Source organism: Leifsonia sp. 563, from assembly GCF_040545055.1.
GTDB lineage: Bacteria > Actinomycetota > Actinomycetes > Actinomycetales > Microbacteriaceae > Leifsonia.
In genome coordinates this window covers 18,797-40,390 of the sequence record NZ_JBEPLE010000008.1, presented here as the reverse complement: position 1 = coordinate 40,390, position 21,594 = coordinate 18,797, and the positions used below count along the sequence as shown (strand labels likewise).

Below are 21,594 nucleotides of genomic sequence, written 5' to 3'. Positions count from 1 at the left end.
CCCGGCCATAACGGCGTGTTGCGCCCCATAGAGGTATGCAATCAGGCGCGGGCGGGCAGCTCTCGCGCGATGGTGTCCGCCAGCTCGCTCGGCGGGGTGGCGACGTCGAGGCGCATCCCCGTCTCGTCGTCCTGCAGCGGCTGGAGGGTCGCGAGCTGCGAGTCGAGCAGCGACACGGGCATGAAGTGGCCGGGCCGGGCGGCCATCCGCGACGCGAGCAGCTCACGGGAGCCGTCGAGCTCCGCGAACACCGCACCGGGCGCCTCCGACCGGATCAGGTCGCGGTACGCCCGCTTGAGCGCCGAGCACGCCACGACCACGCCCTCCGGCGCCGCCGTCTCGAGCACACGGCCGACCTCGCGCAGCCACGGGATGCGGTCGTCGTCGGTCAGCGGCACGCCGGAGGCCATCTTGGCGACGTTCGCGGGCGGGTGCAGCGCGTCGCCGTCGACGAAGGGCACCCCGAGGCGCGCCGCGAGCAGCTCCCCCACGGTGCTCTTGCCCGAACCGGACACACCCATCACCACCACCTGCACACGCTCCACGTGCGCTCCTTCCGTGCGTCCCCGGTCACCAGTCGTGCATCGAGCCGTCGAGCAGACGGTTCACCGGCAAGTATGCCGCCTGATACGGGAAGGATTCCGCGAGCACCTCGTCGTAGTCGACGCCGAGCCCCGGCTCCTCGCCCGGCACGAGCAGGCCGTCCTCGAACCGGTAGCCGGGCCGGAACAGCTCGTCCGTCTCCGGACTGTGCTTCATGTACTCCTGGATGCCGAAGTTCGGGATCGCGACGCCGAGGTGGATGGCCGCGGCCAGCCCGACGGGCGAGACGTCGGTCGGTCCGTGCACGCCCGACTTGATCTGGTACACCGCCGCGTAGTCGAAGATGCGCCGGAGGCCGGTGATGCCTCCCGCGTGCGTGACGGGGCTGCGCACATAGTCGATCAGCTGCTCCTCGAACAGCTCCCGGTAGTCCCAGATCGTGTTGAAGACCTCGCCGATCGCGAGCGGCGTCGTGGTGTGCTCGCGCACGCGCCGCAGCACGGCCTGGTTCTCGGCGGGGGTCACATCCTCGAGCCAGAACAGGTCGTACGGCTCCAGCGACTTGCCGAGCTTCGCGGCCTGGATGGGCGTGAGCCGGTGGTGCGCGTCGTGCAGCAGCGGCAGCTCGGGTCCGAACTCGTTCCGCACCGCCTCGAAGACGCCCGGGATGTGGCGCAGGTACGCGCGCGTGTCCCACTGCTCCTCGACGGGGACGGCACTGCGGCGGGCCGGCTCGTGGTCGTACCGCGCGGTGCTTCCGCCCGCGTGGGGGTCCGCTCCGGCGATCGCGTTCGGCGAGGATGCGACGCCGTAGACGGAGCCGAGGCCGGGCACCCCGGTCTGGATGCGGATGGCGCGGTAGCCCTGCTCCAGGTGAGCGCGCACCGAGTCGAACAGCTCGGGCAGCTCCGCGCCGGACGCGTGACCGTAGGTGAGGCATCCCGTCCGGCTGCGGCCGCCGAGCAGCTGGTAGAGCGGGAGCCCGGCGACCTTGGCCTTGATGTCCCACAGCGCGGTGTCGACCGCGGCGATCGACGCCATCGTCACCGGGCCGCGCCGCCAGTACGCACCGCGGTACAGGTACTGCCAGGTGTCCTCGATCTGGTGCGCGTCACGTCCGATCAGCAGCGGGACGACGTGCTCACTCAGGTAGGCGGCGACGGCGAGCTCGCGGCCGTTGAGGGTGGCGTCGCCGAGCCCGACCACGCCGTCGTCGGTCGTGATGCGGAGCGTGACGAAGTTGCGGCCGGGGCTGGCGACGAGGACGTCGGCGGAGGTGATTCTCATGCGGGGGCTCCTTGCAGGGATGCGATGCGGTCGGCGATGAGGCCGACCAGGTCGGTGCGTTCGGTGAGGTCGGGGGCGAGGGCGTCGAGGACGAGGACGGCGCGGTCGGCGTCGGTCCGTGCCTCGCGGAGTCGCGGGGCCAGGTCGGCGGCTCCCGCGTCGCGCAGGTCGCCGGCCCCACGGAGGAGGTGCAGGGCCCACGCCGCGAGCACGCCCGCCTGCGCGGTGCCCGGCGGGCGTCCGGCCGTGAGCCGGGCGCGCAGCGGATCGAGGATGCGCGGCCCGAGCTTCTGCGAACCGTCCGCCCCGATCTGGGCGAGCCGGTGCTCGATGCGCCCGTTGGCGAACCGGTCACGCAGGGCGGCGAGCGCCTCGTCCACCACGGCATCGTCGAACGGGAGCTCGGTGCGCTGCTCGGACCAGAGCAGCTCCAGCTCGTCGCGGAGCGCGGGGTCGCCGACGGCCTCTGCGACGGTCGCGCGACCGCGCAGCAGCCCCTGGTACGCCAGCAGGGAGTGCCCGGCGTTGAGCAGCCACAGCTTGCGGCGCTCGAACGGCTCGATGTCGGCGACGAAGCGGGCTCCCCCGGCCTCCCAGTCCGGCCGTCCGGCGGGGAAGGCGCCGGCGAGCACCCACTCCGTGAACGGCTCGGTGACGACGGGCGCCGCGTCGTCCCAGCCGGTGAGCCGACGCACCTCCGCCCGGTCGGCATCGGTGGTGGCCGGGGTGATCCGGTCCACCATGGTCGAGACGAAGGACACCTCGGCGCGGATCCAGTCCGAGAGCTCCGCATCGGGCGCGGCGAGCGCGAGCACGGCATCCCGGAGCACCTCGCCGTTGCGCGCGAGGTTGTCGCAGCTGACGACCGCGATGCCGCCCGCGCCGGCCGCCGAGCGCGCGGCGAGGCCGTCGAGCACCCGGGCCGGAGCGCCGGAGCCCGGCCGGTACCCGGCTTCGGTGACGGTCAGCGTCAGCACCGCGACGTCGGGGTCGGCGATGGTCGCCCGCCACGCGTCGCGGTCGGCGCCGTCGTGGACGCGGCTGAGCGCATCCACCGCCCGGGCCGCGTCGCCGTCCGCCCCGCGTTCGACGAGTGTGTACACCGCGTCCTGTGCGGCCAGCACGCGGGCCGCCTCGGGGCTGCGCCCGGTGAAGGCCGCGATGCCCCAGGAGCCGCCCGCGTCGTCGGCGGCCTGCGTGTACCAGGCCTGGTGGGCACGGTGGAAGGCGCCCAGGCCGAGGTGGGCGACCCGGACGTGGTGGCGCGCGGACCGCGGCGGCGGCGTCACGCGGCCGCCGTCGGCCGGGTGCGCGCGTCGACGGCGCGCAGGTACGCGAGGTCGTCGCGGGTGCGCTCCACGAGCGGAACCGCAGTCGAGAAGTCCTCGCACGTGACCCAGCCGTCGTACCCGAAGGCGTGCAGCGCCCGGAAGTATGCATCCACATCGCCGGTGCCGCTGCGGAGCGGCGCCCACTCGTGGTGCCAGTGGACGGTGCCGTCGGTCTCCGGCTCCCCCGGCACCCACGCGGCGTTCTTCACGTGCACGTGCGCCAGGTACGGGCCGAGCAGCTGGAGCGACGCCAGTGTCTCCTCGCGCCCCTCGATGACGAGGTTGCCGAGGTCGTGGATGACGCCGACGTGTTCCGGGTCGAGCCCGTCGAGCAGACGGAACGCTGCGGAGGCGGACGGCGTGATCGTCTCATGGTGGAGCTCGACCAGCGCCTTCACGCCGTGGTGCGCGGCGCGCTTGGCGGCCCACTCGATGTCGCGGCGGGCGGCGGCGAACAGGGCGCGGTAGTCCCCGGAATCGGTCCGCGGCATGGTGACGCGCACCTGGCGGGCGCCGAGCCGCGCGGTCGCGGCGAGCATCCGCTCGACGTCGTCGTGCTGGTCGCAGCGGGCGTAGCCGCCGATGCCCGAGAATTCGAGACCCGTTTCGCGGGTGATCCGGGCGATGTCGTCCAGCCGGTCCTCGAGCCCGGTCAGCGGCCAGGTCGCGCGGTTGCCGGACCAGAATCCCGGCTCGTCGGCCTCCTGCTGGTCGGTGATCCGCCACTCGATGCCGTCCCAGCCCTGCTCGGCGAGGTACTGCGCGGCCTGCTCGGGCGTCCATTCCGGGGTGGATGCGGTGAAGACGGAGAACCTCATGCCGGCACCCCCGTCGTGACCACGACATCGTCGAGCTCGCCCGCGAGCACCTCGTCGAAGCGGACCGGCCGGCCCAGGGTGGCGGACAGGTAGACGGCGCGGACGACGCAGAGCGACTCGAACGCGTCCTCGACCCGGACGCCCGGCGCACGCCGGCCGTCGATGGCGTCGACGATGTCGTCGTACTGCCGTAGGTGCCCGATGACGAAGGCGTCCGGCCCGCGGTCGCCGCCGCGTAGCTCGGCCGCGGGAACGACATCGGCGGCGCGCTCGGCGGTGTCGCCGTCGGCGAAGAACGTCTCCAGCTGGTCGTCGTGCACGATCGCCGATCCGCGGTCGCCATGCACCTGGATGCGCACGGCCAGCCCGGGGAACGCCGCGGTGGTCGCGTGCAGCACGGCGAGCGCGCCGGACGCGAAGCGGATGGTCGCGACGGCGATGTCCTCCACCTCGACCCGCTCGTGGGCGAGCAGGGCGGTGTGCGCCGTGATCTCGACCGGGCGGCCGAGGAACCAGACCAGCAGGTCGACGGTGTGGACGCCCTGGTTCATGAGCGCGCCTCCACCGTCGAGCTCCCAGGTGCCGCGCCACTGCCCGGAGTCGTAGTACTCCTGGCTGCGCCACCAGGCCACCGACGCGACGCCGCTCGTGACCCGGCCGAACCGGCCCGTGTGTGCGGCCTCCGCGACGGCCCGGGAGGCCGGGTCGAAGCGGTGCTGGCTGATCACGGAGACGACGAGACCGTCGCGCTCGGCGGCGCGGGCGAGCTCGAGGATCTCGCGGGCCCGTCCCATCTCGGTGTCGAGGGGCTTCTCGATGACGACATGCGTGCCGGCGGCGATCGCCTCGCGCGCCACCGCGACGTGCAGCCCGCTGGGCGTGCAGATCACGACCACGTCGATCGGGGCGGCGGCGAGCGCCGCGGTCAGCGTCGAGAACTCGGCCGGGCGGTCGGCACCGGACTCGGCGACGATCGTATCGGCGAGCGTGTGCGCGGCCGCGGGCACCGCATCCACCAGGGCGGTGATCGCGAGGCGCGGATGCCGCAGGATCGCGCGGGCGTGGTTGAGGCCGATGATGCCGCAGCCGACGATGGCGACGCGCAACGGCGACACGGGTGCGGTGGTGGCGGGGTCTGTCATACGAGGGTCACTCCGATCCGGTCGGTGAGGAGGCGGAACGCGCGTCCGGCCCGCCCGAAGGCCGCCGGCCCGGAGAAGCCGCCGAGCGCGTTCACGTCGGTGAGGTGGGGTTCGAGGGAGGCGAAGCCGGCGTAGCCGTCGTCACGCAGGGCGGTCAGGGTCTCGAGCACCTGGCCGTCGCCCTCCCCAGCCGGGGTGACGTCGCCGTTGGCGGACAGCGCGTCCTTCACCTGCAGGTACTCCAGGTGCGGGCGAAGCAGCGCGTACCCGTCGTCGAAGGGATGCGCGACACCGACCTGCACGAAGTTCGCGCTGTCCCAGGCAAGACGGAGGGACGGGGAGCCGACGGTCTCGACGATGTCGAGGCAGCGCTCCGGGGTATCGCCGTAGATGTCCTTCTCGTTCTCGTGCAGCAGGATCACGCCGGCCGCCTCGGCGAGGTCGGCGAGCGCGCGCATCCGCACCATCACGTCGTCGCGGATGCTCTCCACCGCGACGCCGTCCGCGCGGAAGAAGGAGAACAGCCGGATGTGACGCGCGCCCAGCCGTTCGGCCGCGGCGATCGCGCGGCCGAGTCGCTCCACTTCGTGCTCCACCGGCAGCGCCACATCCACTTTGCCGACCGGCGAGGCGATGGCCGAGACGCCCATCCCGCGCTCCTCGAACACGCCGGCGAGCCGGTCGAGCTGCGCCGTGTCGAGGTCGACGATGTTGACGCCCCACGCACTCCGCACCTCGATGAAGCCGGCGCCGAGCGCTTGCAGCACCGCCGTCTGCACGACGGGGTCCGCATCGATCTCGTCACCGAACCCCGACAGGGTCCAGCTCACGGGTGTTGCCATTCCTTCACTGGTCACGTCACTCACTGGTCACTTCACTCCTCCGGATGTCAATCCGCCCACCAGGTACCGCTGGAAGACGAGGTACAGCACCACCACCGGCAGCGCGCAGATCAGGGATGCGGCCATCATCTGGCCGTACAGCGGCACGGCGCCGCCCTCCTGCGTCGCGCCGAACACCTGCAGGGCCACCGCGGCCGTGCGCGTCTCGGGGTTCGTCAGCACCGAGGCGAACAGCACGTCGTTCCAGCCGAGCAGGAAGGCGAAGATGCCCGAGACGACGATGCCCGGCCAGCTGAGCGGGACGACGATGCCCGTGAGGATGCGCCACGACGACGCACCGTCGATCCTGGCCGCCTCCTCCAGCGCCTTCGGCAGGCCGCGCAGGTAGGTCACCATCACCCAGGTCGAGAACGGAAGTGCGAACGTGAGATAGGTGATGAACACCGCCCAGCGCGTCCCGATGATCTGCACGCCGAGCAGCGACGCGGTGGACGAGAACAGCACGAACACGGGCAGCAGCATCAGCGTGCCCGGGATCGACTGCAGCCCGAGCAGCGCCCGCAGGAACGACAGCCGCCCGCGGAATTCGTACCGCACGAGCACGTACGCCGTCGCCACCGCGAGGAACGCGCAGACGACCGCCACCGCTCCGCAGATGAGCACGCTGTTGGCGAGCCCGGTGCCGAGGTCGACGGTCGTCCACACCTTCAGATAGTTGTCGAGGTGCAGCTCGGTCGGGAGGAACGCGCCCGACGCGACAGACACATCCGAGTTGACGGACGCGAACAGCATGTACAGCACAGGGCCGAGCACGATCACGAGCAGCACGGTGATGATCGTGACGATGAGCCACCGCGGGAGCAGGCGGTGGACGTCGGCGCTGGAGGTGACGGCCGTCATCGCTGCGCCTCCTCTCCGGAGTCGAGCCGCACGGCCCGCAGGTAGACGAACAGCGGGATGGCGATCAGCACGAGCGAGCAGATCGCCATCGCCGCGCTCAACCCGAACCGGAAGCTCTGGAAGCTGGTCGTGTAGGTGAGCACGGGCAGCACGTCGACGTCCTGCGGCGCCGGAATGCCGAACAGCACGAACGGCAGCGTGAAGGCGTTGATGTTGTGCAGGAACGCGATGATCAGCGCCAGCAGGATGGATCCCCGCAGGTACGGCAGGATCACGTAGCGGAGCTTGATCCACCAGGTCGCGCCGTCGATCGCCGCGGCCTCGTGCACCTCCGGGTCGACGCTCTGGAGGCCCGCGACGACCAGCAGGTAGAAGAAGGGCCACGACGTCCACAGCTGCACGATGATCAGCGACCAGTAGCTCAACGGGCCGTTCAGCCAGAGCCCGGGATGCGCGCCGACCGCGCCGAGCATGCTGTCCACCACGCCGCCCGGCTGCAGCATCGTCCGCCACAGCGTGCCGACGACGAATGCGGGGAGCACGTACGGGATGAGGAACAGCGAGCGGACCAGCGCGCGGCCGCGGAAGCGGTTCTGCGTGGCGAGCGCCGCCGAGAGCCCGATCGGGAGCGTGACGACCGCGGCGATGACCGCGAACGAGACGCTGATCCCGATCGAGCGGAGCAGCGGCGACGCGGTGACGGCCTCGACGTAGTTGCCGAACCCGAGGAACGGCGCCTGGAGCCAGCTCTGCAGCGTGTACTGGTCGAGGTCGAGCGTCGACATGACGACGGCCACGATCAGCGGGACGACGATGATGACGAGCATGAGGATGCCGCCGGGGAGCAGCATCCAGAGCGGTCGGTTGCGTCGTTCGAGGCCGCGGCGGCGCGGGGCCCGGGGTGTGCGGTCGCCCGCGTCGCCGTTCCGGCTCGACCGGCCGGAGCGGCCGCCCGCGGGAGCGCGTCGCGCGGGCGAGCCGTCGGCCGGCGCCGGGCCCTGCGGCGCGGCGATGGTGGGATTCGACATCGGTCCGGCTACTTCGCCTTGCTCAGCGCGGCCTGCGCGGTCGCCTGCGCGGCCTTCAGCCGGGCCTGCAGGTCGGACGACGAGACGCCTCCGGACGACAGGGCCGGGATGGACTGCACCACCACGTTCACGAGCGCCAGCTGGGTGTCGCCCCAGGCGCCGGAGAACGGCGTGCCGTAGGCCTTCGTCCCGGCGTCGAGGATCGGGCCGAGGAGCTCGTTGCCGTCCTCGATCTTCTTGGCCGCGGCGGCGTTCGTCGGCAGGTCGCCGAACGTCTTCGTGTACGCCACCTGGTTCTCCTCGCTGGTCAGCATCTTGATCAGCGCGAACGCGAGGTCCTGGTTCTTCGAGTACTTGGCGACGACCATGTTGTCGCCCGAGATGATCGTCGCGGCGGCCTTGCCGTCACCGGGCAGCTTCGAGGCGCCCGGCGGGACGGTCGGCATGACGGCGTAGGCGTACTTGCCGGCCACGCCCGACTTGTCGAGCGACACCTGCGACGACGAGGAGACCATCGGCAGGAACGCGGCCTTGCCCGAGGCGAAGGCGGCGACGGCCTGCGCGTTCTTCCATCCGATCGCGGCCGGGTCGACCACCTTGTCCTCGGTCAGCCAGCCGAAGTACGTCTGGTACGCCTTCTTCACGGCGGCGTCGTCGATGGTCGCCTTCTTCGTCTTCAGGTCGAGGATGGTGTTGCCCTGCTGCATCGACATCGCCCAGACGAACTTCCACGGGTCGAAGCTGTCCGCGTAGGCGACGGCCATGCCGTGCACGTCGCCGCTGGTCAGCTTCTTCGCCTGCTCGGCCAGACCGTCCCACGTGTCCGCCGGCTTGTCGATGCCCGCCGCCTTCAGCAGATCCTTGTTGTACGCCATCACGAACGGGCGGCTGAGGAAGGGGATGCCGACCTCGTCGGACTCACTCGGGCCGGAGATGCCGAGGGTCGCCGGCACGAAGCGGTCGCGGCCCCCGATCTTCTCCCAGTCATCCTTCGTGAGCTTCACGAACGCGCCGGTCGAGTAGGCCGTCGGGGTGAACGTGGTGCCCAGGTCGTAGATGTCCGGGCCCTGACCGCTCAGCACCGAGGTCTGGATCTTCGTGAGCTCGTCGTTCGCCGACGCGAACGTCTCGAACTTCACGGTCGCCCCCGTCTCCTTCTGGAACTGGGCGGAGACGTCGGAGAACCATTTCTGCTGCTCCGTCGGATACAGCGTGTTGGCGGCGATCATGACGTCCAGGGTCTTCCCCGTTCCGTCGATCTTCCCGCCCGCGGAGGACGAGGACGTGGAGCCGGAGCCGGAGCATCCGGTGAGGGCGAGCGTTGCGGCCGCGAGGGCCGCCACCGCGCCGAGCGCAAGACGTGATCTCATTCGTGACTCTCCTTTGAGCAGGGATCGTGTGACCTCGACCCGGTGGGCCGGGCAGGTTGGCTGCGACTCTAGAAGCGCGGCAAATCGGACTGCAAGCGATTGCCAGAATTTGCCATCGTGTGCTCTGATATCCGCATGAGCCCTCTCACCGGTGCGGGGAACGACCGCCCCGCGACCCTGGCGGACGTGGCCGCGCTCAGCGGAGTCGCCACCTCCACGGTCTCGCGCGCGCTCTCCAACCCGGGCCGCGTGAACGCCCTCACCCGGGAGCGGATCGAGCGCGCCGCCCGGGAGCTCAACTACGTGCCGAACTCGCAGGCGCGGGCTCTGACGAGCGGACGGACCCGCGCCATCGCCGTGCTCGTCTCGGACGTGACGAACCCGTTCTACTTCGGCATCATCCGGGGCACCCAGCACCAGCTGAAGGCCGCCGGCTACACGCAGCTCCTGGTCGACACCGAGGAGTCGGACGAGCTGGAGGACGGCACACTGCACAAGCTCCGGCGCTCGTTCGACGGCGCCATCCTCGCCGCCTCCCGTCTCACCGACCGGCGGCTCACCGCCCTCGCCAAGGAGATCCCGCTCGTCGCCGTGAACCGGCAGACGCGCGGTGTGCCGAGCGTGTTCATCGACACGCCCAGCGCGATCGAGCAGGCCGTCGGTCACCTCGTCTCCCTCGGCCATCGCCGGATCGCGTACGCCGCCGGCCCGGCGACATCCTGGCCGAACGAAGGCCGCTGGCGTGCCCTCGTCCGGGCCGCCGAGCACTACGGGGTCGAGGCGGTCCGTGTCGGCCCGTTCGCGCCGCGGCAGTACGCCGGAGCCGCCGCGGCCGACGCCGTCCTCCACGCGGGCGTCACCGCCTGCATCGCCTTCAACGACCTGCTGGCGATCGGGATGCTTCCGCGCTTCCGCGAGCGCGGCGTCCGCATCCCCGAAGACCTCAGCATCGTCGGCTGCGACGACATCTTCGGCGCCGACTTCTGCAACCCGCCGCTGACGACGCTCACCGCACCGATCGAGCAGGCGGGGCGCACGGCTGTCGCCATGCTGCTGTCCCGGCTCGACGGCGGTCCCTCTCCCGTCACGCGGCAGGCCGTCACCCTCCCGACGCACCTGACCGTCCGCGACTCCACCGGACCGGCACCCCGGAACGCACCGACCACGAACGGAGCATCGACCGCATGACCGCCCTCGCGCCCCATCCCGACCGCCTGTTCCCCGCCGACCCCGGTGTGCGCGACCTCGCCCGGCGTCTGCACGCAGAGGTGGCCACGGCGCCGATCCTCTCGCCGCACGGACACGTGGATGCGCGCATGCTGGCCGACGACGAGCCCTTTCCCGATCCGGCAGCCCTCCTCATCACGCCGGATCACTACGTGACGCGGATGCTGCACGCGGTCGGCGTGCCGCTCGACGACCTCGGGCTCGCGCGCGACGGCCGTCCGTCGACGGCCGATGGACGCTCGATCTGGCGGCGGCTCTGCGAGCACTGGGACGCCTTCCTGGGCACGCCCGTACGGCTCTGGTTCGAGACGGAGTTCAGCGAGGTCTTCGGCCTCACCGAGCAGCCGTCCGCAGCGACCGCCGACGCGCTGTACGACCAGTTGAGCGCGACGCTCGCCGACCCCGCGTTCCGGCCCAGGGCGCTGTTCGAGCGCTTCAACATCGAGGTCCTCGCGACCACCGACGACCCCGCCGACGACCTGGCCGCGCACGCCCGGCTCGCCGCCGACCCGACGTTCGGCGGCCGCGTCATCCCCACCTTCCGCGCGGACCGCTACATGCACCCCGACGAAGAGGGATGGGCCGGTCGGCTGGAGCGCCTGGGCGCCGTCGCCGACGTCGACACCACCACGTACGCCGGACTGCTGGAGGCGCTGCGGCGCCGTCGCCGGGCGTTCATCGAGGCGGGCGGGACGGCGACCGACACCGGCGTGATCGACGCCGGGGGCGATCCCCTCGACGAGGCCGAGGCGTCGCGCATCCACCGGGCCGCCCTCGACGGCACGCTCACCGCGGGGGAAGCCGTCGCCTACCGCCGCAACCTGCTCTACCGGCTCGCGGAGCTCTCCGCCGAGGACGGGCTGGTGATGCAGCTGCACCCGGGCGTCCACCGCAACCACCACCGGCCCACGTTCGACGCCTACGGTCCGGACACCGGTCACGACCTGCCCGCCGTCGGGTCGTTCACGCAGCCGCTCACGCCCATCCTGCGCGACTTCGGGACGCATCCCGTCTTCCGGCTCGTGCTGTTCACGGTCGACGAGACGACCTTCTCGCGCGAGATCGGGCCGCTGGCGGGGTTCTACCCGTCCGTGTACGCGGGCGCTCCGTGGTGGTTCATCGACACCCCGGACGCCATCCTCCGCTACCGCCGGGCGGTCACCGACAGCGCCGGGTTCACCAAGACCAGCGGGTTCATCGACGACACGCGTGCCTTCTGCTCCATCCCGGCACGACACGACATGTCGCGTCGAGTGGATGCGTCCTACCTCGCCGGCCTGGTCGCCGAGCACCGGCTCAGCGAGGAGGACGCGTTCGTCCTCGCCCGGCGGCTCGTCGACGACATCCCGCGCACCACGTTCCGACTCGGCTGACCGGGCATCGCGCTACGCTGGAGGGACTGCTCGAATCTTGCCACCAGCGGGAGAGCTGACCCCCGACTACATCCCCGTCGTGGCGGACGGCCTCCGTCCGTCGCGGCTACACGAAGGAGCAATACGTGTCACAGGAAGCAACCGCGAACATCGGCGTCGTCGGCTTGGCGGTGATGGGGTCGAACCTGGCCCGCAACCTCGCCTCACGCGAGGGCAACACCGTCGCCGTCTACAACCGCACCTACACGCGGACGGAAGACCTGATGAACGCGCACCCCGAGGCCGGCTTCGTCGGCTCGGAGGAGATCGACGACTTCGTCGCGTCGCTGTCGAAGCCGCGCACCGCGATCATCATGGTGCAGGCCGGCAAGGGCACCGACGCCGTGATCGACCAGCTGGTGGAGCGGTTCGAGCCGGGCGACATCATCGTCGACGGCGGCAACGCCAACTTCCACGACACCATCGAGCGCGAGAAGCGCATCGCGCCGACGGGCATCCACTTCGTCGGCGCCGGCATCTCCGGCGGCGAGGAAGGTGCACTGAACGGCCCGTCGATCATGCCGGGCGGCTCGGTGGAGTCGTACAAGACGCTCGGACCCATCCTCGAGTCCATCGCCGCGGTCGCCGAGGGCGAGCCGTGCGTGACCCACGTCGGCACAGACGGCGCCGGCCACTTCGTCAAGATGATCCACAACGGCATCGAGTACGCCGACATGCAGCTCATCGCGGAGGCATACGACCTGCTGCGCACGATCGGCGGGCTGGAGCCCGCGGAGATCGCGGACGTGTTCGCCGAGTGGAACAACGGCTACCTGGAGTCGTACCTGATCGAGATCACCGCCGAGGTGCTGCGCCAGGTGGATGCGGAGACCGGCAAGCCGTTCATCGACATCGTCCTCGACCAGGCCGGCTCCAAGGGCACCGGCGTCTGGACCGTGCAGAACGCGCTCGACCTGGGCGTCCCGGTCGGCGGCATCGCGGAGGCCGTGTTCGCCCGCGCCGTGTCGTCGAAGCCGGCGCAGCGCGCGGCCGTGCAGGCGACCATCCAGTCGCGGCCCGACGTGCAGAAGGCGTCCGACGTGGCCGCGTTCGCTGACGACGTCTCGAAGGCGCTGTACGCCTCGAAGGTCGTCGCCTACGCGCAGGGCTTCGACGCGATCATCGCCGGCGCCGAGAAGTACGGGTGGGACATCCACAAGGACAAGATCGCCAAGATCTGGCGCGGCGGCTGCATCATCCGCGCCCAGTTCCTCAACCGCATCGCGGACGCGTACGACGAGAACCCGAACATCGCGACGCTGCTCGAGGCGCCGTACTTCGCCGACGCCGTCCGCGAGGGCGAGGCCGCCTGGCGTCGCATCGTCGCCACCGCCGCGCTCTCGGGCGTCCCCGTCCCCGGCTTCGGCTCGGCGCTGTCGTACTACGACTCGCTCGCCTCGAAGCGCCTCCCCGCCGCGCTCGTGCAGGGCCAGCGCGACTTCTTCGGAGCGCACACCTACAAGCGCGTCGACAAGGACGGCGTCTTCCACACCCTCTGGTCCGGAGACCGCACCGAAATCGAGACCGAGCCCTCCACCCACTGACCGTCTCGGGCCTCCGCCCCCCGTCGAGTCCACAAAAATTGCACGCCGATCGCGCGATCGGCGTGCAATTTTTGTGTACTCGACGGCGGTGGCGAGGGAGGATGGGAGGGTGACGTACGACGACCATCCGGAGCTCGCGGAGTACGAGCCGCTCGGGGAGCGACCGCTCCGCGGGCGGACGATGACGGTCGCCAGCCGGGTCTTCGTCGTCGTCGCGCTCAGTGCGCTGCTGCTGCCCGGCATCCTGCTGACGATCAGCATCCAGACGCAGACCGCCGACTACACCTGCTCCGTGTACGCGCAGCACTACCAGCCCGAGGCGCAGGGCTCGTCCGCGCGCTTCGAACTCGCCGGGCCGGTCGGGCCGGGATGGCAGTGCTACGCGCTCAACACCGAGGGCGACGCGACGTGGGTCGCGCCGCTGGGCCTCATCCCGTCGACGCCGCACCGGCTTCCGCGATGAGCGTGCGCACCGTCGCGAGCACCCACGTCGAGTAGCGCCCGAAGCTCCATCCGCTCTCGCCGACGAGCTGCTGGTGGCCTTCGGGCGACATGACGAACGAGAGCGCGTCGGCGAGCTCGCGGCGCCCGGCCGGCGGGAGGGCCGCGATGGAGGCGATCCCGCGCTCTCCCAGGAGACCCACCATCGCCAGGTAGTCGGCATGGCGGCGCCCGAGCAGTTCCGTGTACGCGGCGCGAACCGCCTCATCGTCACGCGACGCGGCGGTGAACGTCGCCCAAAGGCCCGCCGTCCGCGCGTTGGCCGCGGCGATGAACGGAACGAGCCGGTCGAGCATCTCCTGCGGATCGTCGAGGGCGGCGATCGCCGCGATCTCGGGCCGCTCGGTGAGCGACGACTCCCCCGCCTCCCCGCCGAAGCTCAGCTCGAAAGCGGCGAGCAGCAGCGCCCGCTTCGGCCCGTGCACCTTGACGCTCTCGACCGAGACGCCGGCCGCCGTCGCGATGTCCGCGAGCGAGGCGCTCGCATAGCCGCGTGCGGAGAACACCTCGGCGGCGGCCTCCAGGATGCGGCGCCGCGTCTGCTGCGCATGCTCCTGCCGGAGGGTCGAACGGTACGGGCGCGTGCCGGCCACTATTGACTACCTTTCGGGTGTAGTGAATACTGTTGACGTTTATTCGACTCTACCCGAAACGAGGACCCGGACCATGAACGCCCGCCCGCTCGACATCCTTCTCTGCAGCACGCCCGTGCACGGACACGTCACACCCCTTCTCGCCGTCAGCCGCGCTCTGGTCGACCGCGGCCACCGCGTCCACTTCCTCACCGGCGAGCGGTACCTCGAGCGTGCCGCCGCGACCGGCGCGTCGGTGCTCCGGCTGCCGGCCGAGGCCGACTACGACGACACCGACATCGACGCCGCCTTCCCTGGCCGCGTCGGGCTCACCGGCCCGGCCGGGATCCGCTGGGACATGACCGAGATCTTCCTGCGCCCGGCGCGGACGCAACTGGGGGCGATGGATGCGGTCATCCGCGAGCTGGACATCGACGTCGTGCTCGCCGAGAGCCTCTTCCTCGGAGCCGCCCTTCTCGCAGCCCGCCCGCCCGCGGACCGCCCGGCACTGCTCAACCTCGGCATCGTCCCGCTCGGGATCAAGAGCCGCGACACCGCGCCGTTCGGGCTCGGTGTCCCGCCCCGACCCGGAGCCCTCGGCCGTGTCCGCAACGCGGCGCTGACGGCGATCGCCGAGAAGATCGTGTTCGCTCCCGTCCAGCGGGCCGCGCAGCGCATCGGGCAGGAGGCGGGGACCGGCCTGAACGGCTTCGTGCTCGACTGGCCGTCGCACGCGGACGGCGTCGTGCAGTTCACCGTCCCCGAGTTCGAGTACCCGCGCGCAGACGTCCGCGTACCCATCCACTTCGTCGGGCCCGTCTCCCGCACGCAGCCCTCCGACACACCCCTGCCGGCATGGTGGGCCGATCTGGATGACGGCCGCCCGGTCGTCCACGTCACCCAGGGAACGGTGGCCAACCGCGACCTGCACGATCTCATCCTGCCCACCATCCACGCGCTCGCGGACCAGGACGTGTGGGTGGTGGCGAGCACCGGAGGACGCCCCGTGGCCGAACTGGGCGCCGACCTGCCGCGCAACGCACGCGTCGCGTCCTACCTGCCCTACGACCGGCTGCTCCCGCGGACGGCGGTGTACGTCACGAACGGTGGATACGGCGGCATCCACTACGCCATGGAGAACGGCGTCCCCGTGGTCGTCGCGGGCACCACGGAGGACAAGACCGAGGTCTCCGCGCGGGTGGCCTGGTCGGGTGTCGGGGTGAAGCTGCCGACCAACCGCCCGGAACCCGCGGCGATCGCACGGGCTGTGCGGACCGTGCTCGACGACCCCGGCTACGCGGAGCGCAGCGCGGCGATCGGCCGGGCCATCCGCGCATCCTCCGGGCTGGACGGCCTGGAGCGCGCGGTGGTCGACACCGTCCGCGAAGCGGCTGCTACGCGGCCCCGTCGAACATCGACGTCACCGAACCGTCGGTGAAGACCTCGCGGATCGCGTTGGCCAGCAGCGGCGCGATCGGCAGAACGGTGAGGCCCTCCCAGCGCTTGTGCTCCGGCAGCGGGAGGGTGTCGGTCACGACGACCGAGTCGATCGCGTCGCTCTGCAGCAGCTCCACGGCCGGGTCGCTGAAGACGGCGTGCGTCGCGGCGACCACGACGCCGGTCGCGCCGGCCTCCTTGAGGGCCTCGGCGGCCTTCACGATGGTGCGGCCGGTGTCGATCAGGTCGTCGACGAGCAGGCAGACGCGGCCGTTGACGTCGCCGACGATCTCGTGCACCGAGACCTGGTTCGGGACCAGCGGGTCTCGCCGCTTGTGGATGATCGCGAGCGGTGCGCCGAGCTTGTCGCTCCAGATGTCGGCAACGCGCACGCGGCCCATGTCGGGCGACACGACGGTCAGCGTCGAGGGGTCGAGCTCACGGCGCATGTGCTCGAGCAGCACCGGCATGGCGAAGAGGTGGTCGACCGGTCCGTCGAAGAAGCCCTGGATCTGCGCGGCGTGCAGGTCGACGGACATGATGCGGTCGGCACCGGCGGCCTTGAACAGGTCGGCGACCAGCCGGGCGGAGATCGGCTCGCGACCGCGGCCCTTCTTGTCCTGACGGGCGTACGGGTAGAACGGGGCGACGACGGTGATGCGCTTCGCCGAGGCGCGCTTCAGCGCATCCACCATGATGAGCTGCTCCATGAGCCACTCGTTGATCGGCGAGGTGTGCGACTGGATGACGAACGCATCCGAGCCGCGGACGCTCTCGTCGAAGCGCGCGTAGATCTCGCCGTTGGCGAAGGTGCGCGCGTCGGTCGGGATGAGTTCGCTGCCGAGGCATTCGGCGATCTCCTGGGCGAGCTGAGGATGCGCGCGACCGGAGATGAGGACGAGTCTTTTCTGGCCGGTCGCGGTGATCCCTGACACTTACGCTCCGCTCTCTTCCGACGCGTCGCTTTCGCGAGCCGCTCTGTCGGCGTCCGTGCCCGGCCGCTTCTCGGCGACCCAGCCTTCGATATTGCGTTGAGGAGCGACGGTGATGGCGAGGGCTCCGGCGGGGACGTCCTTGCGGACGACCGTGCCCGCCCCCGTGTACGCTCCGTCACCCATCCTAACCGGCGCGACGAGCACGGTGTTCGTGCTGATCCGGACATGGGAGCCGATGACCGTGCGGTGCTTGTTCACCCCGTCGTAGTTCGCGGTGATGACGCCGGCGCCGAGGTTGCCCTTCTCCCCCACCTCGGCGTCGCCGACGTAGTTGAAGTGCGCGAGCTTGGTGCCCTCGCCGATGACCGCGTTCTTCGTCTCGGTGAATGTGCCGATCTTGCCGCGGGCGCCGAGCACGGTGCCGGGACGGAGGTACGCGAACGGGCCGACCGTCGCGCCCGCGCCGATCACGGCGAGCGTCGCGTCCGTGCGGGTGACGGTCGCGCCCTCGCCGACCTCGGTGTCGGTCAGCGTCGTGTCCGGTCCGACGGTCGCACCGGTCTCGATGACGGTGGCGCCGCGGAGCTGCGTGCCCGGGAGCACGGTGACGTCGGGGGCGAGCTTCGCCTTGACGTCGATCCACGTCGTCGCGGGGTCCTGCACGGTCACGCCGGCGAGCTGCCAGGTGCGCACGATCAGCGCGTTCAGCTTCGCCGCCGCGTCGCTCAGCTGGGCGCGGTCGTTGATGCCCTCGACCAGCCACGACTCGGCGACGGGGAGCGCATCCACGTCGAAGCCGGCCTCGCGGAGCAGCCCGATCACGTCGGTCAGGTACTTCTCGCCCTGGGCGTTGTCGGTGGAGACCAACGCCAGCCTGTCGCGGAGGGCGGCGAGGCCGAACAGGTAGATGCCGGCGTTGATCTCGCCGATCGCCCGCTCCTCCTCGCTCGCGTCCTTGTGCTCGACGATGCGGTCGAGGTGGCCCTGCGGGGTGCGCACGATGCGGCCGTATCCGGTCGCGTCGGCCGGGAACGACGAGAGGATGGTCGCGGCCGCCTCACCCGCACGGTGCCGCTCGATGAGCTCGCGGAGGGTGCCGGCGTCGAGCAGCGGGACGTCGCCGTTCACGACCAGCACATCCCCGGAGAAGTCGGCCGGGAGGGCCTCGACGGCCAGCTCGACCGCGCGGCCGGTGCCCGGCACCTCGTCCTGGTCGACGATGACGGCTTCGGGAAGGTCGGCCTCGATCACCTCGGCGAGACGGTCGCGTTCGTGACGCACGACGGCGACGACGTGCGCGGCGTCGAGCTCGCGCGCAGTGGCCAGCACGTGGGACACGATCGGGATGCCGCCCAGCGGGTGCAGCAGCTTCGGGGTGGCGGACTTCATCCGCGTGCCCTGCCCCGCCGCGAGAACGACGATGGCGAGATTCTGGTCGGTCAATGTCCCTCCAGGGGGTCGGGCTGTCGGTCGCTCCGCCTCCAGGACTCGAACCTGGACCTCACAGCTCCAAAGGCTGTCGTGCTGCCATTACACCAAGGCGGAACGCGCGTTTCGCGCAGATGACAGTCTGCCAGACGTGTCCCGACCGAACCCCCAATAGCATGGGGGGATGGCCGACGCACGAGACGAGGTGGACCGCATCGTGGACGCCTGGCTGCGCGAGCGTCCGGACCTCGACTTCGCCCCACTCCAGGTGCTCTCGCGGGTCGACCGGCTCTCCCGCCACCTCGACCGCGCGCGCCGCGGGGCGTTCGAGCGCTCCGACCTCGACTCGTGGGAGTTCGACGTGCTGGCGGCCCTCCGCCGCGCTGGCGCGCCGTACCAGCTGAGCCCCAAGTCGCTGCTGCAGCAGACGCTCGTCTCGTCCGGCACCATGACGAACCGCATCGACCGCCTGGTCGCGCGCGGGCTCGTCGAGCGCCGCACCGACCCGAACGACGGCCGCGGCATCCTCGTCCAGATGACCGCGCAGGGTCTCACCCGGGTGGATGCGGCCATCACCCGCCTGGTGGATGCCGAGGCCGAGCTGCTCGACGGCCTCTCGCCCGCCGACGCCGAGCGTCTGGCCGGGCTCCTGCGCAAGCTGAGCCTCGGGTTCGACACCGAAGGGTGATGCGGCTCGGGAGCGCGGCGCTCACGGCCGCCGCATGATCCGCTCCCAGGATGCTGTTATCCCGCTCTCATAAACTCGGGCGCGATGAGACTCTCCCGACTGAAGCGACTCCCCTCTCGGGTCAAGCGCGCTGCGCGCTATGAGATCCACGCGCACTGGCGCCGCCAGCCGATCGTGCAGGGCTCCGTCTTCTACGAGTCGTTCTCGGGCAACGGGATGCTCGACAACCCCGAGGCGATCTTCCGCGAGCTGCTCGCGAGCCCCGACCTCGGCCACCTGACCCACATCTGGGCTCTGTCGGATCTGACGCAGTACCGCGCCGCGGTCGAGGAGTTCGCCGGCGACGACCGCGTCAGCTTCGTCCGCTACGGATCCGCCGCCTACTACCGAGCGCTCGCCACCAGCCAGTACCTCGTCAACAACGCGACCTTCCCGCCGGACTTCTCGAAGCGTCCCGGCCAGGTCTACCTCAACACCTGGCACGGCACGCCTTTGAAGCGGATGGGCTACGACATCGAGGACGGCGCCCTCGCCACCGCGAACATCATCCGCAACTTCGTGCAGGCCGACTATCTGCTCTCGGCGAACCCGTTCATGTCGGAGCAGATGTACGAGACCGGCTACAAGCTGACCGGGATCTACAGCGGCACCCTCGTCGAGGAGGGGTACCCGCGCATCGACCGGCAGTTCCTCGACGGTGCCGGGCGCGAGACGGTGCGGCAGCGGCTCATCGCCGCCGGGATCCCGCTCGGCGACCGGAAGATCGTGCTCTATGCACCGACCTGGAAGGGGCAGACCTTCGGCCGTCCGGAGGACGACCTGGACGCCCTGCTCGCGCACATCGCGCAGATCGAGGAGCGCATCGACACCAGCCGGTACGCGGTGCTGCTGAAGACGCACCAGACCGTGCACTCCCTGGCCGCGCACCGGCCGGAGCTGAAGCGGATGCTCGTCCCCAACGAGATCCCGACCAACCTGGTGCTCGGCGCCACGGACATCCTCATCTCCGACTACTCCAGCATCTTCTTCGACTTCCTGCAGACGGGCCGGCCGATCGTGTTCTTCACGCCCGACCTCGCCGACTACGCGGGCACCCGCGGACTCTACTTCGAGCCGGAGGAGTGGCCGGGCCCTGTGCTGCTGTCGGCCCGCGAGGTCGGCGACGAGCTGCACGCCATCGCCGAGGCGGGCGACGCCGTCCCGGTCGAGTCGCGCGAGCGCTACCTCGACATGCAGCGGCGGTTCACCCCCTATGAGGACGGCGAGGCGTCGCGCCGGGTCGTCGACATCGTGTTCCGCGGCGTGCGCGACGGGTACCGCCTGCGCACCGACCTCGCGGACGACGGGCGGCAGAAGATCCTGCTGTACCTCGGCGGGATGCGGCCGAACGGCATCACGACCTCTGCCCTGAACCTGCTCAACAACCTCGACCACGACCGCTACGACGTCTCCGCGTTCTTCGCCCAGAGCCGATCGCAGGTCGTCATCGGGAAGCAGCGGCAGATCCATCCATCGGTCCGGCAGTTCCCGCGCGTCGGCGGGATGAACGGCACCAAGCTGCTGCATGTCGCCCGGCACCTCGACTTCCGGCGCGGTCGCATCGCCCAGCACGCCGACATCCCGGCACAGAACCGGCTGTGGGACGACGAGTGGTACCGCTGCTTCGGCGAGAGCCGGTTCGATTACGTCGTCGACTTCTCCGGCTACGGGCCCTTCTGGGCGACGCTCCTGCTGCACTCCCCCGACGCCCAGCGCGCGATCTGGCTGCACAACGACCTGGCGTCGGACGCGCACCGCGAGGTCAACGGCGAGAAGCGGATGCTGCACAGCCTCACGCAGATCTTCACCCTGTACGGCCAGTACGACCACCTCGTGTCCGTCTCGCCCACGCTGTCCGAGATCAACCGCACGTCCCTCGCCGAGTACGCGGCACCCGAGAAGTTCGTGTCGGCGCTGAACACGGTCGACGCCGAGCACATCCTCGAGAACGCGGGCGCCGACCTGCACGAGCTGACCTTCGACGAAGAGACGGGGAGCATCCCGGACTGGGCCGAGCTGCTGCTCGCCGACGACGACGTCACCACGTTCGTCAACGTCGGCCGCCTGTCGCCCGAGAAGAACCAGGCGCGGCTGATCCGCGCGTTCTCCGCGGTGCATGCGGACAACCCGCGGACGCGGCTCGTCGTCGTCGGGTCCGGCCCGCTGGCCGGAGAGCTGGAGGGTCTGGTCGCCGAGCTGGGTCTCGAGGGTTCGGTGTTCCTGACCGGGATGCAGCGCAACCCGCACGCGATCATGGCGAAGGCCGACTGCTTCGTGCTCTCCAGCGACTACGAGGGGCAGCCGATGGTGCTGCTGGAGGCGCTGGTGCTGCAGCTGCCGATCGTGACGGTCGAGTTCGCCTCGGCCAAGAACGCCCTGCCCGTCGGCAGCGGCATGATCGTGCCGCAGACGGTGGACGGCGTGGCGGACGGGATGCGCGCCTTCCTCCGCGGGGACGTGCCGGACAGCCACTTCGACTACCACGCGTACAACCGCAAGGCGGTCGGCGAGTTCTACCGGGCGATCGGCGCGCCCGGCGCCTGACCACCC

General features: G+C 70.8%; 19 protein-coding genes and 1 tRNA gene. 7 read left to right on the top strand and 13 right to left on the bottom strand.

Translation table 11 applies throughout. The features are described 5' to 3' along the window. Positions 1–41 precede the first annotated feature (41 nt). The 9 genes from ABIC47_RS18040 to ABIC47_RS18000 are packed head-to-tail and all read right to left on the bottom strand — an operon-like array spanning position 42 to position 9,261. Positions 42–545, bottom strand: a complete 504-nt coding sequence (locus tag ABIC47_RS18040; RefSeq protein WP_354482723.1) for a gluconokinase — start codon at positions 543–545, stop codon at positions 42–44. Positions 546–570: 25 nt separating this feature from the next. After that, the gene (gene manD, locus ABIC47_RS18035) at positions 571–1,830 is read right to left on the bottom strand and encodes a D-mannonate dehydratase ManD (RefSeq protein ID WP_354482721.1); all 1,260 of its coding nucleotides are present in this window, start codon (positions 1,828–1,830) and stop codon (positions 571–573) included. Next, positions 1,827–3,119, bottom strand: coding sequence for a mannitol dehydrogenase family protein (locus tag ABIC47_RS18030; RefSeq protein WP_354482718.1), 1,293 nt, complete (start codon positions 3,117–3,119; stop codon positions 1,827–1,829). The genes manD and ABIC47_RS18030 overlap by 4 nt, the downstream gene beginning before the upstream one ends. Further along, on the bottom strand, positions 3,116–3,979 hold the full coding sequence (locus ABIC47_RS18025; RefSeq protein WP_354482716.1) for a sugar phosphate isomerase/epimerase family protein: 864 nt from the start codon (positions 3,977–3,979) through the stop codon (positions 3,116–3,118). The genes ABIC47_RS18030 and ABIC47_RS18025 overlap by 4 nt, the downstream gene beginning before the upstream one ends. Next, complete coding sequence (locus tag ABIC47_RS18020) at positions 3,976–5,121, bottom strand: Gfo/Idh/MocA family protein (RefSeq protein ID WP_354482713.1); 1,146 nt, start codon at positions 5,119–5,121, stop codon at positions 3,976–3,978. Before ABIC47_RS18020 ends, ABIC47_RS18025 begins: the two co-directional genes overlap by 4 nt. Next, entirely contained in the window at positions 5,118–5,963 is an 846-nt protein-coding gene (locus tag ABIC47_RS18015) for a sugar phosphate isomerase/epimerase family protein (RefSeq protein WP_354482710.1), read from the bottom strand. The genes ABIC47_RS18020 and ABIC47_RS18015 overlap by 4 nt, the downstream gene beginning before the upstream one ends. A 27-nt stretch (positions 5,964–5,990) precedes the next feature. Then, positions 5,991–6,863: a carbohydrate ABC transporter permease gene (locus tag ABIC47_RS18010; RefSeq protein WP_089876624.1), complete on the bottom strand. Its 873-nt coding sequence runs from the start codon at positions 6,861–6,863 to the stop codon at positions 5,991–5,993. Next, entirely contained in the window at positions 6,860–7,891 is a 1,032-nt protein-coding gene (locus ABIC47_RS18005) for a carbohydrate ABC transporter permease (RefSeq protein WP_354482706.1), read from the bottom strand. The genes ABIC47_RS18010 and ABIC47_RS18005 overlap by 4 nt, the downstream gene beginning before the upstream one ends. A gap of 8 nt (positions 7,892–7,899) precedes the next feature. Next, positions 7,900–9,261 (bottom strand): ABC transporter substrate-binding protein, encoded by a 1,362-nt coding sequence (locus tag ABIC47_RS18000; RefSeq protein ID WP_029042988.1) that lies wholly within the window; start codon positions 9,259–9,261, stop codon positions 7,900–7,902. Between the two features lie 135 nt (positions 9,262–9,396). Between ABIC47_RS18000 and ABIC47_RS17995 the strand changes: the two genes are divergently transcribed. The 4 genes from ABIC47_RS17995 (at position 9,397) to ABIC47_RS17980 (ending at position 13,907) form a co-directional block, all read left to right on the top strand. Next, positions 9,397–10,449 (top strand): LacI family DNA-binding transcriptional regulator, encoded by a 1,053-nt coding sequence (locus ABIC47_RS17995; protein WP_018191617.1) that lies wholly within the window; start codon positions 9,397–9,399, stop codon positions 10,447–10,449. Next, positions 10,446–11,861 carry a glucuronate isomerase gene (uxaC, locus tag ABIC47_RS17990; protein WP_354482702.1) on the top strand — a complete coding sequence of 472 codons (1,416 nt, stop codon included), beginning with the start codon at positions 10,446–10,448 and terminating at the stop codon, positions 11,859–11,861. Before ABIC47_RS17995 ends, uxaC begins: the two co-directional genes overlap by 4 nt. A 125-nt stretch (positions 11,862–11,986) precedes the next feature. Next, positions 11,987–13,444: an NADP-dependent phosphogluconate dehydrogenase gene (gnd, locus tag ABIC47_RS17985; RefSeq protein WP_018191619.1), complete on the top strand. Its 1,458-nt coding sequence runs from the start codon at positions 11,987–11,989 to the stop codon at positions 13,442–13,444. Between the two features lie 109 nt (positions 13,445–13,553). Beyond that, positions 13,554–13,907 carry a hypothetical protein gene (locus ABIC47_RS17980; RefSeq protein ID WP_354482700.1) on the top strand — a complete coding sequence of 118 codons (354 nt, stop codon included), beginning with the start codon at positions 13,554–13,556 and terminating at the stop codon, positions 13,905–13,907. On the opposite strand, the gene ABIC47_RS17975 is transcribed toward ABIC47_RS17980, so the two are convergent. Further along, positions 13,873–14,538 (bottom strand): TetR/AcrR family transcriptional regulator, encoded by a 666-nt coding sequence (locus ABIC47_RS17975; protein ID WP_354482697.1) that lies wholly within the window; start codon positions 14,536–14,538, stop codon positions 13,873–13,875. The two genes, ABIC47_RS17980 and ABIC47_RS17975, sit on opposite strands and share 35 nt — an antisense overlap. 73 nt (positions 14,539–14,611) lie before the next feature. Here ABIC47_RS17975 and ABIC47_RS17970 point away from each other — a divergent pair, with 73 nt between their 5' ends. Next, positions 14,612–15,955, top strand: coding sequence for a nucleotide disphospho-sugar-binding domain-containing protein (locus ABIC47_RS17970; protein ID WP_354482694.1), 1,344 nt, complete (start codon positions 14,612–14,614; stop codon positions 15,953–15,955). Here the strand turns inward: ABIC47_RS17970 and ABIC47_RS17965 are convergent. From ABIC47_RS17965 to ABIC47_RS17955, 3 genes are all read right to left on the bottom strand, one after another. Then, positions 15,912–16,889: a ribose-phosphate diphosphokinase gene (locus ABIC47_RS17965; RefSeq protein ID WP_018191623.1), complete on the bottom strand. Its 978-nt coding sequence runs from the start codon at positions 16,887–16,889 to the stop codon at positions 15,912–15,914. The genes ABIC47_RS17970 and ABIC47_RS17965 overlap by 44 nt on opposite strands. Next, positions 16,890–18,332 (bottom strand): bifunctional UDP-N-acetylglucosamine diphosphorylase/glucosamine-1-phosphate N-acetyltransferase GlmU, encoded by a 1,443-nt coding sequence (glmU, locus tag ABIC47_RS17960; protein WP_089876634.1) that lies wholly within the window; start codon positions 18,330–18,332, stop codon positions 16,890–16,892. Between the two features lie 30 nt (positions 18,333–18,362). Then, a tRNA-Gln gene (locus tag ABIC47_RS17955) sits at positions 18,363–18,434 on the bottom strand. Between the two features lie 67 nt (positions 18,435–18,501). On the opposite strand from ABIC47_RS17955, the gene ABIC47_RS17950 reads away from it, so the two are divergent. Then, positions 18,502–19,005: a MarR family winged helix-turn-helix transcriptional regulator gene (locus ABIC47_RS17950; RefSeq protein WP_018191625.1), complete on the top strand. Its 504-nt coding sequence runs from the start codon at positions 18,502–18,504 to the stop codon at positions 19,003–19,005. Between the two features lie 84 nt (positions 19,006–19,089). Further along, positions 19,090–21,588 carry a CDP-glycerol glycerophosphotransferase family protein gene (locus tag ABIC47_RS17945; RefSeq protein ID WP_354482690.1) on the top strand — a complete coding sequence of 833 codons (2,499 nt, stop codon included), beginning with the start codon at positions 19,090–19,092 and terminating at the stop codon, positions 21,586–21,588. The last annotated feature ends 6 nt before the right edge of the window (positions 21,589–21,594 follow it).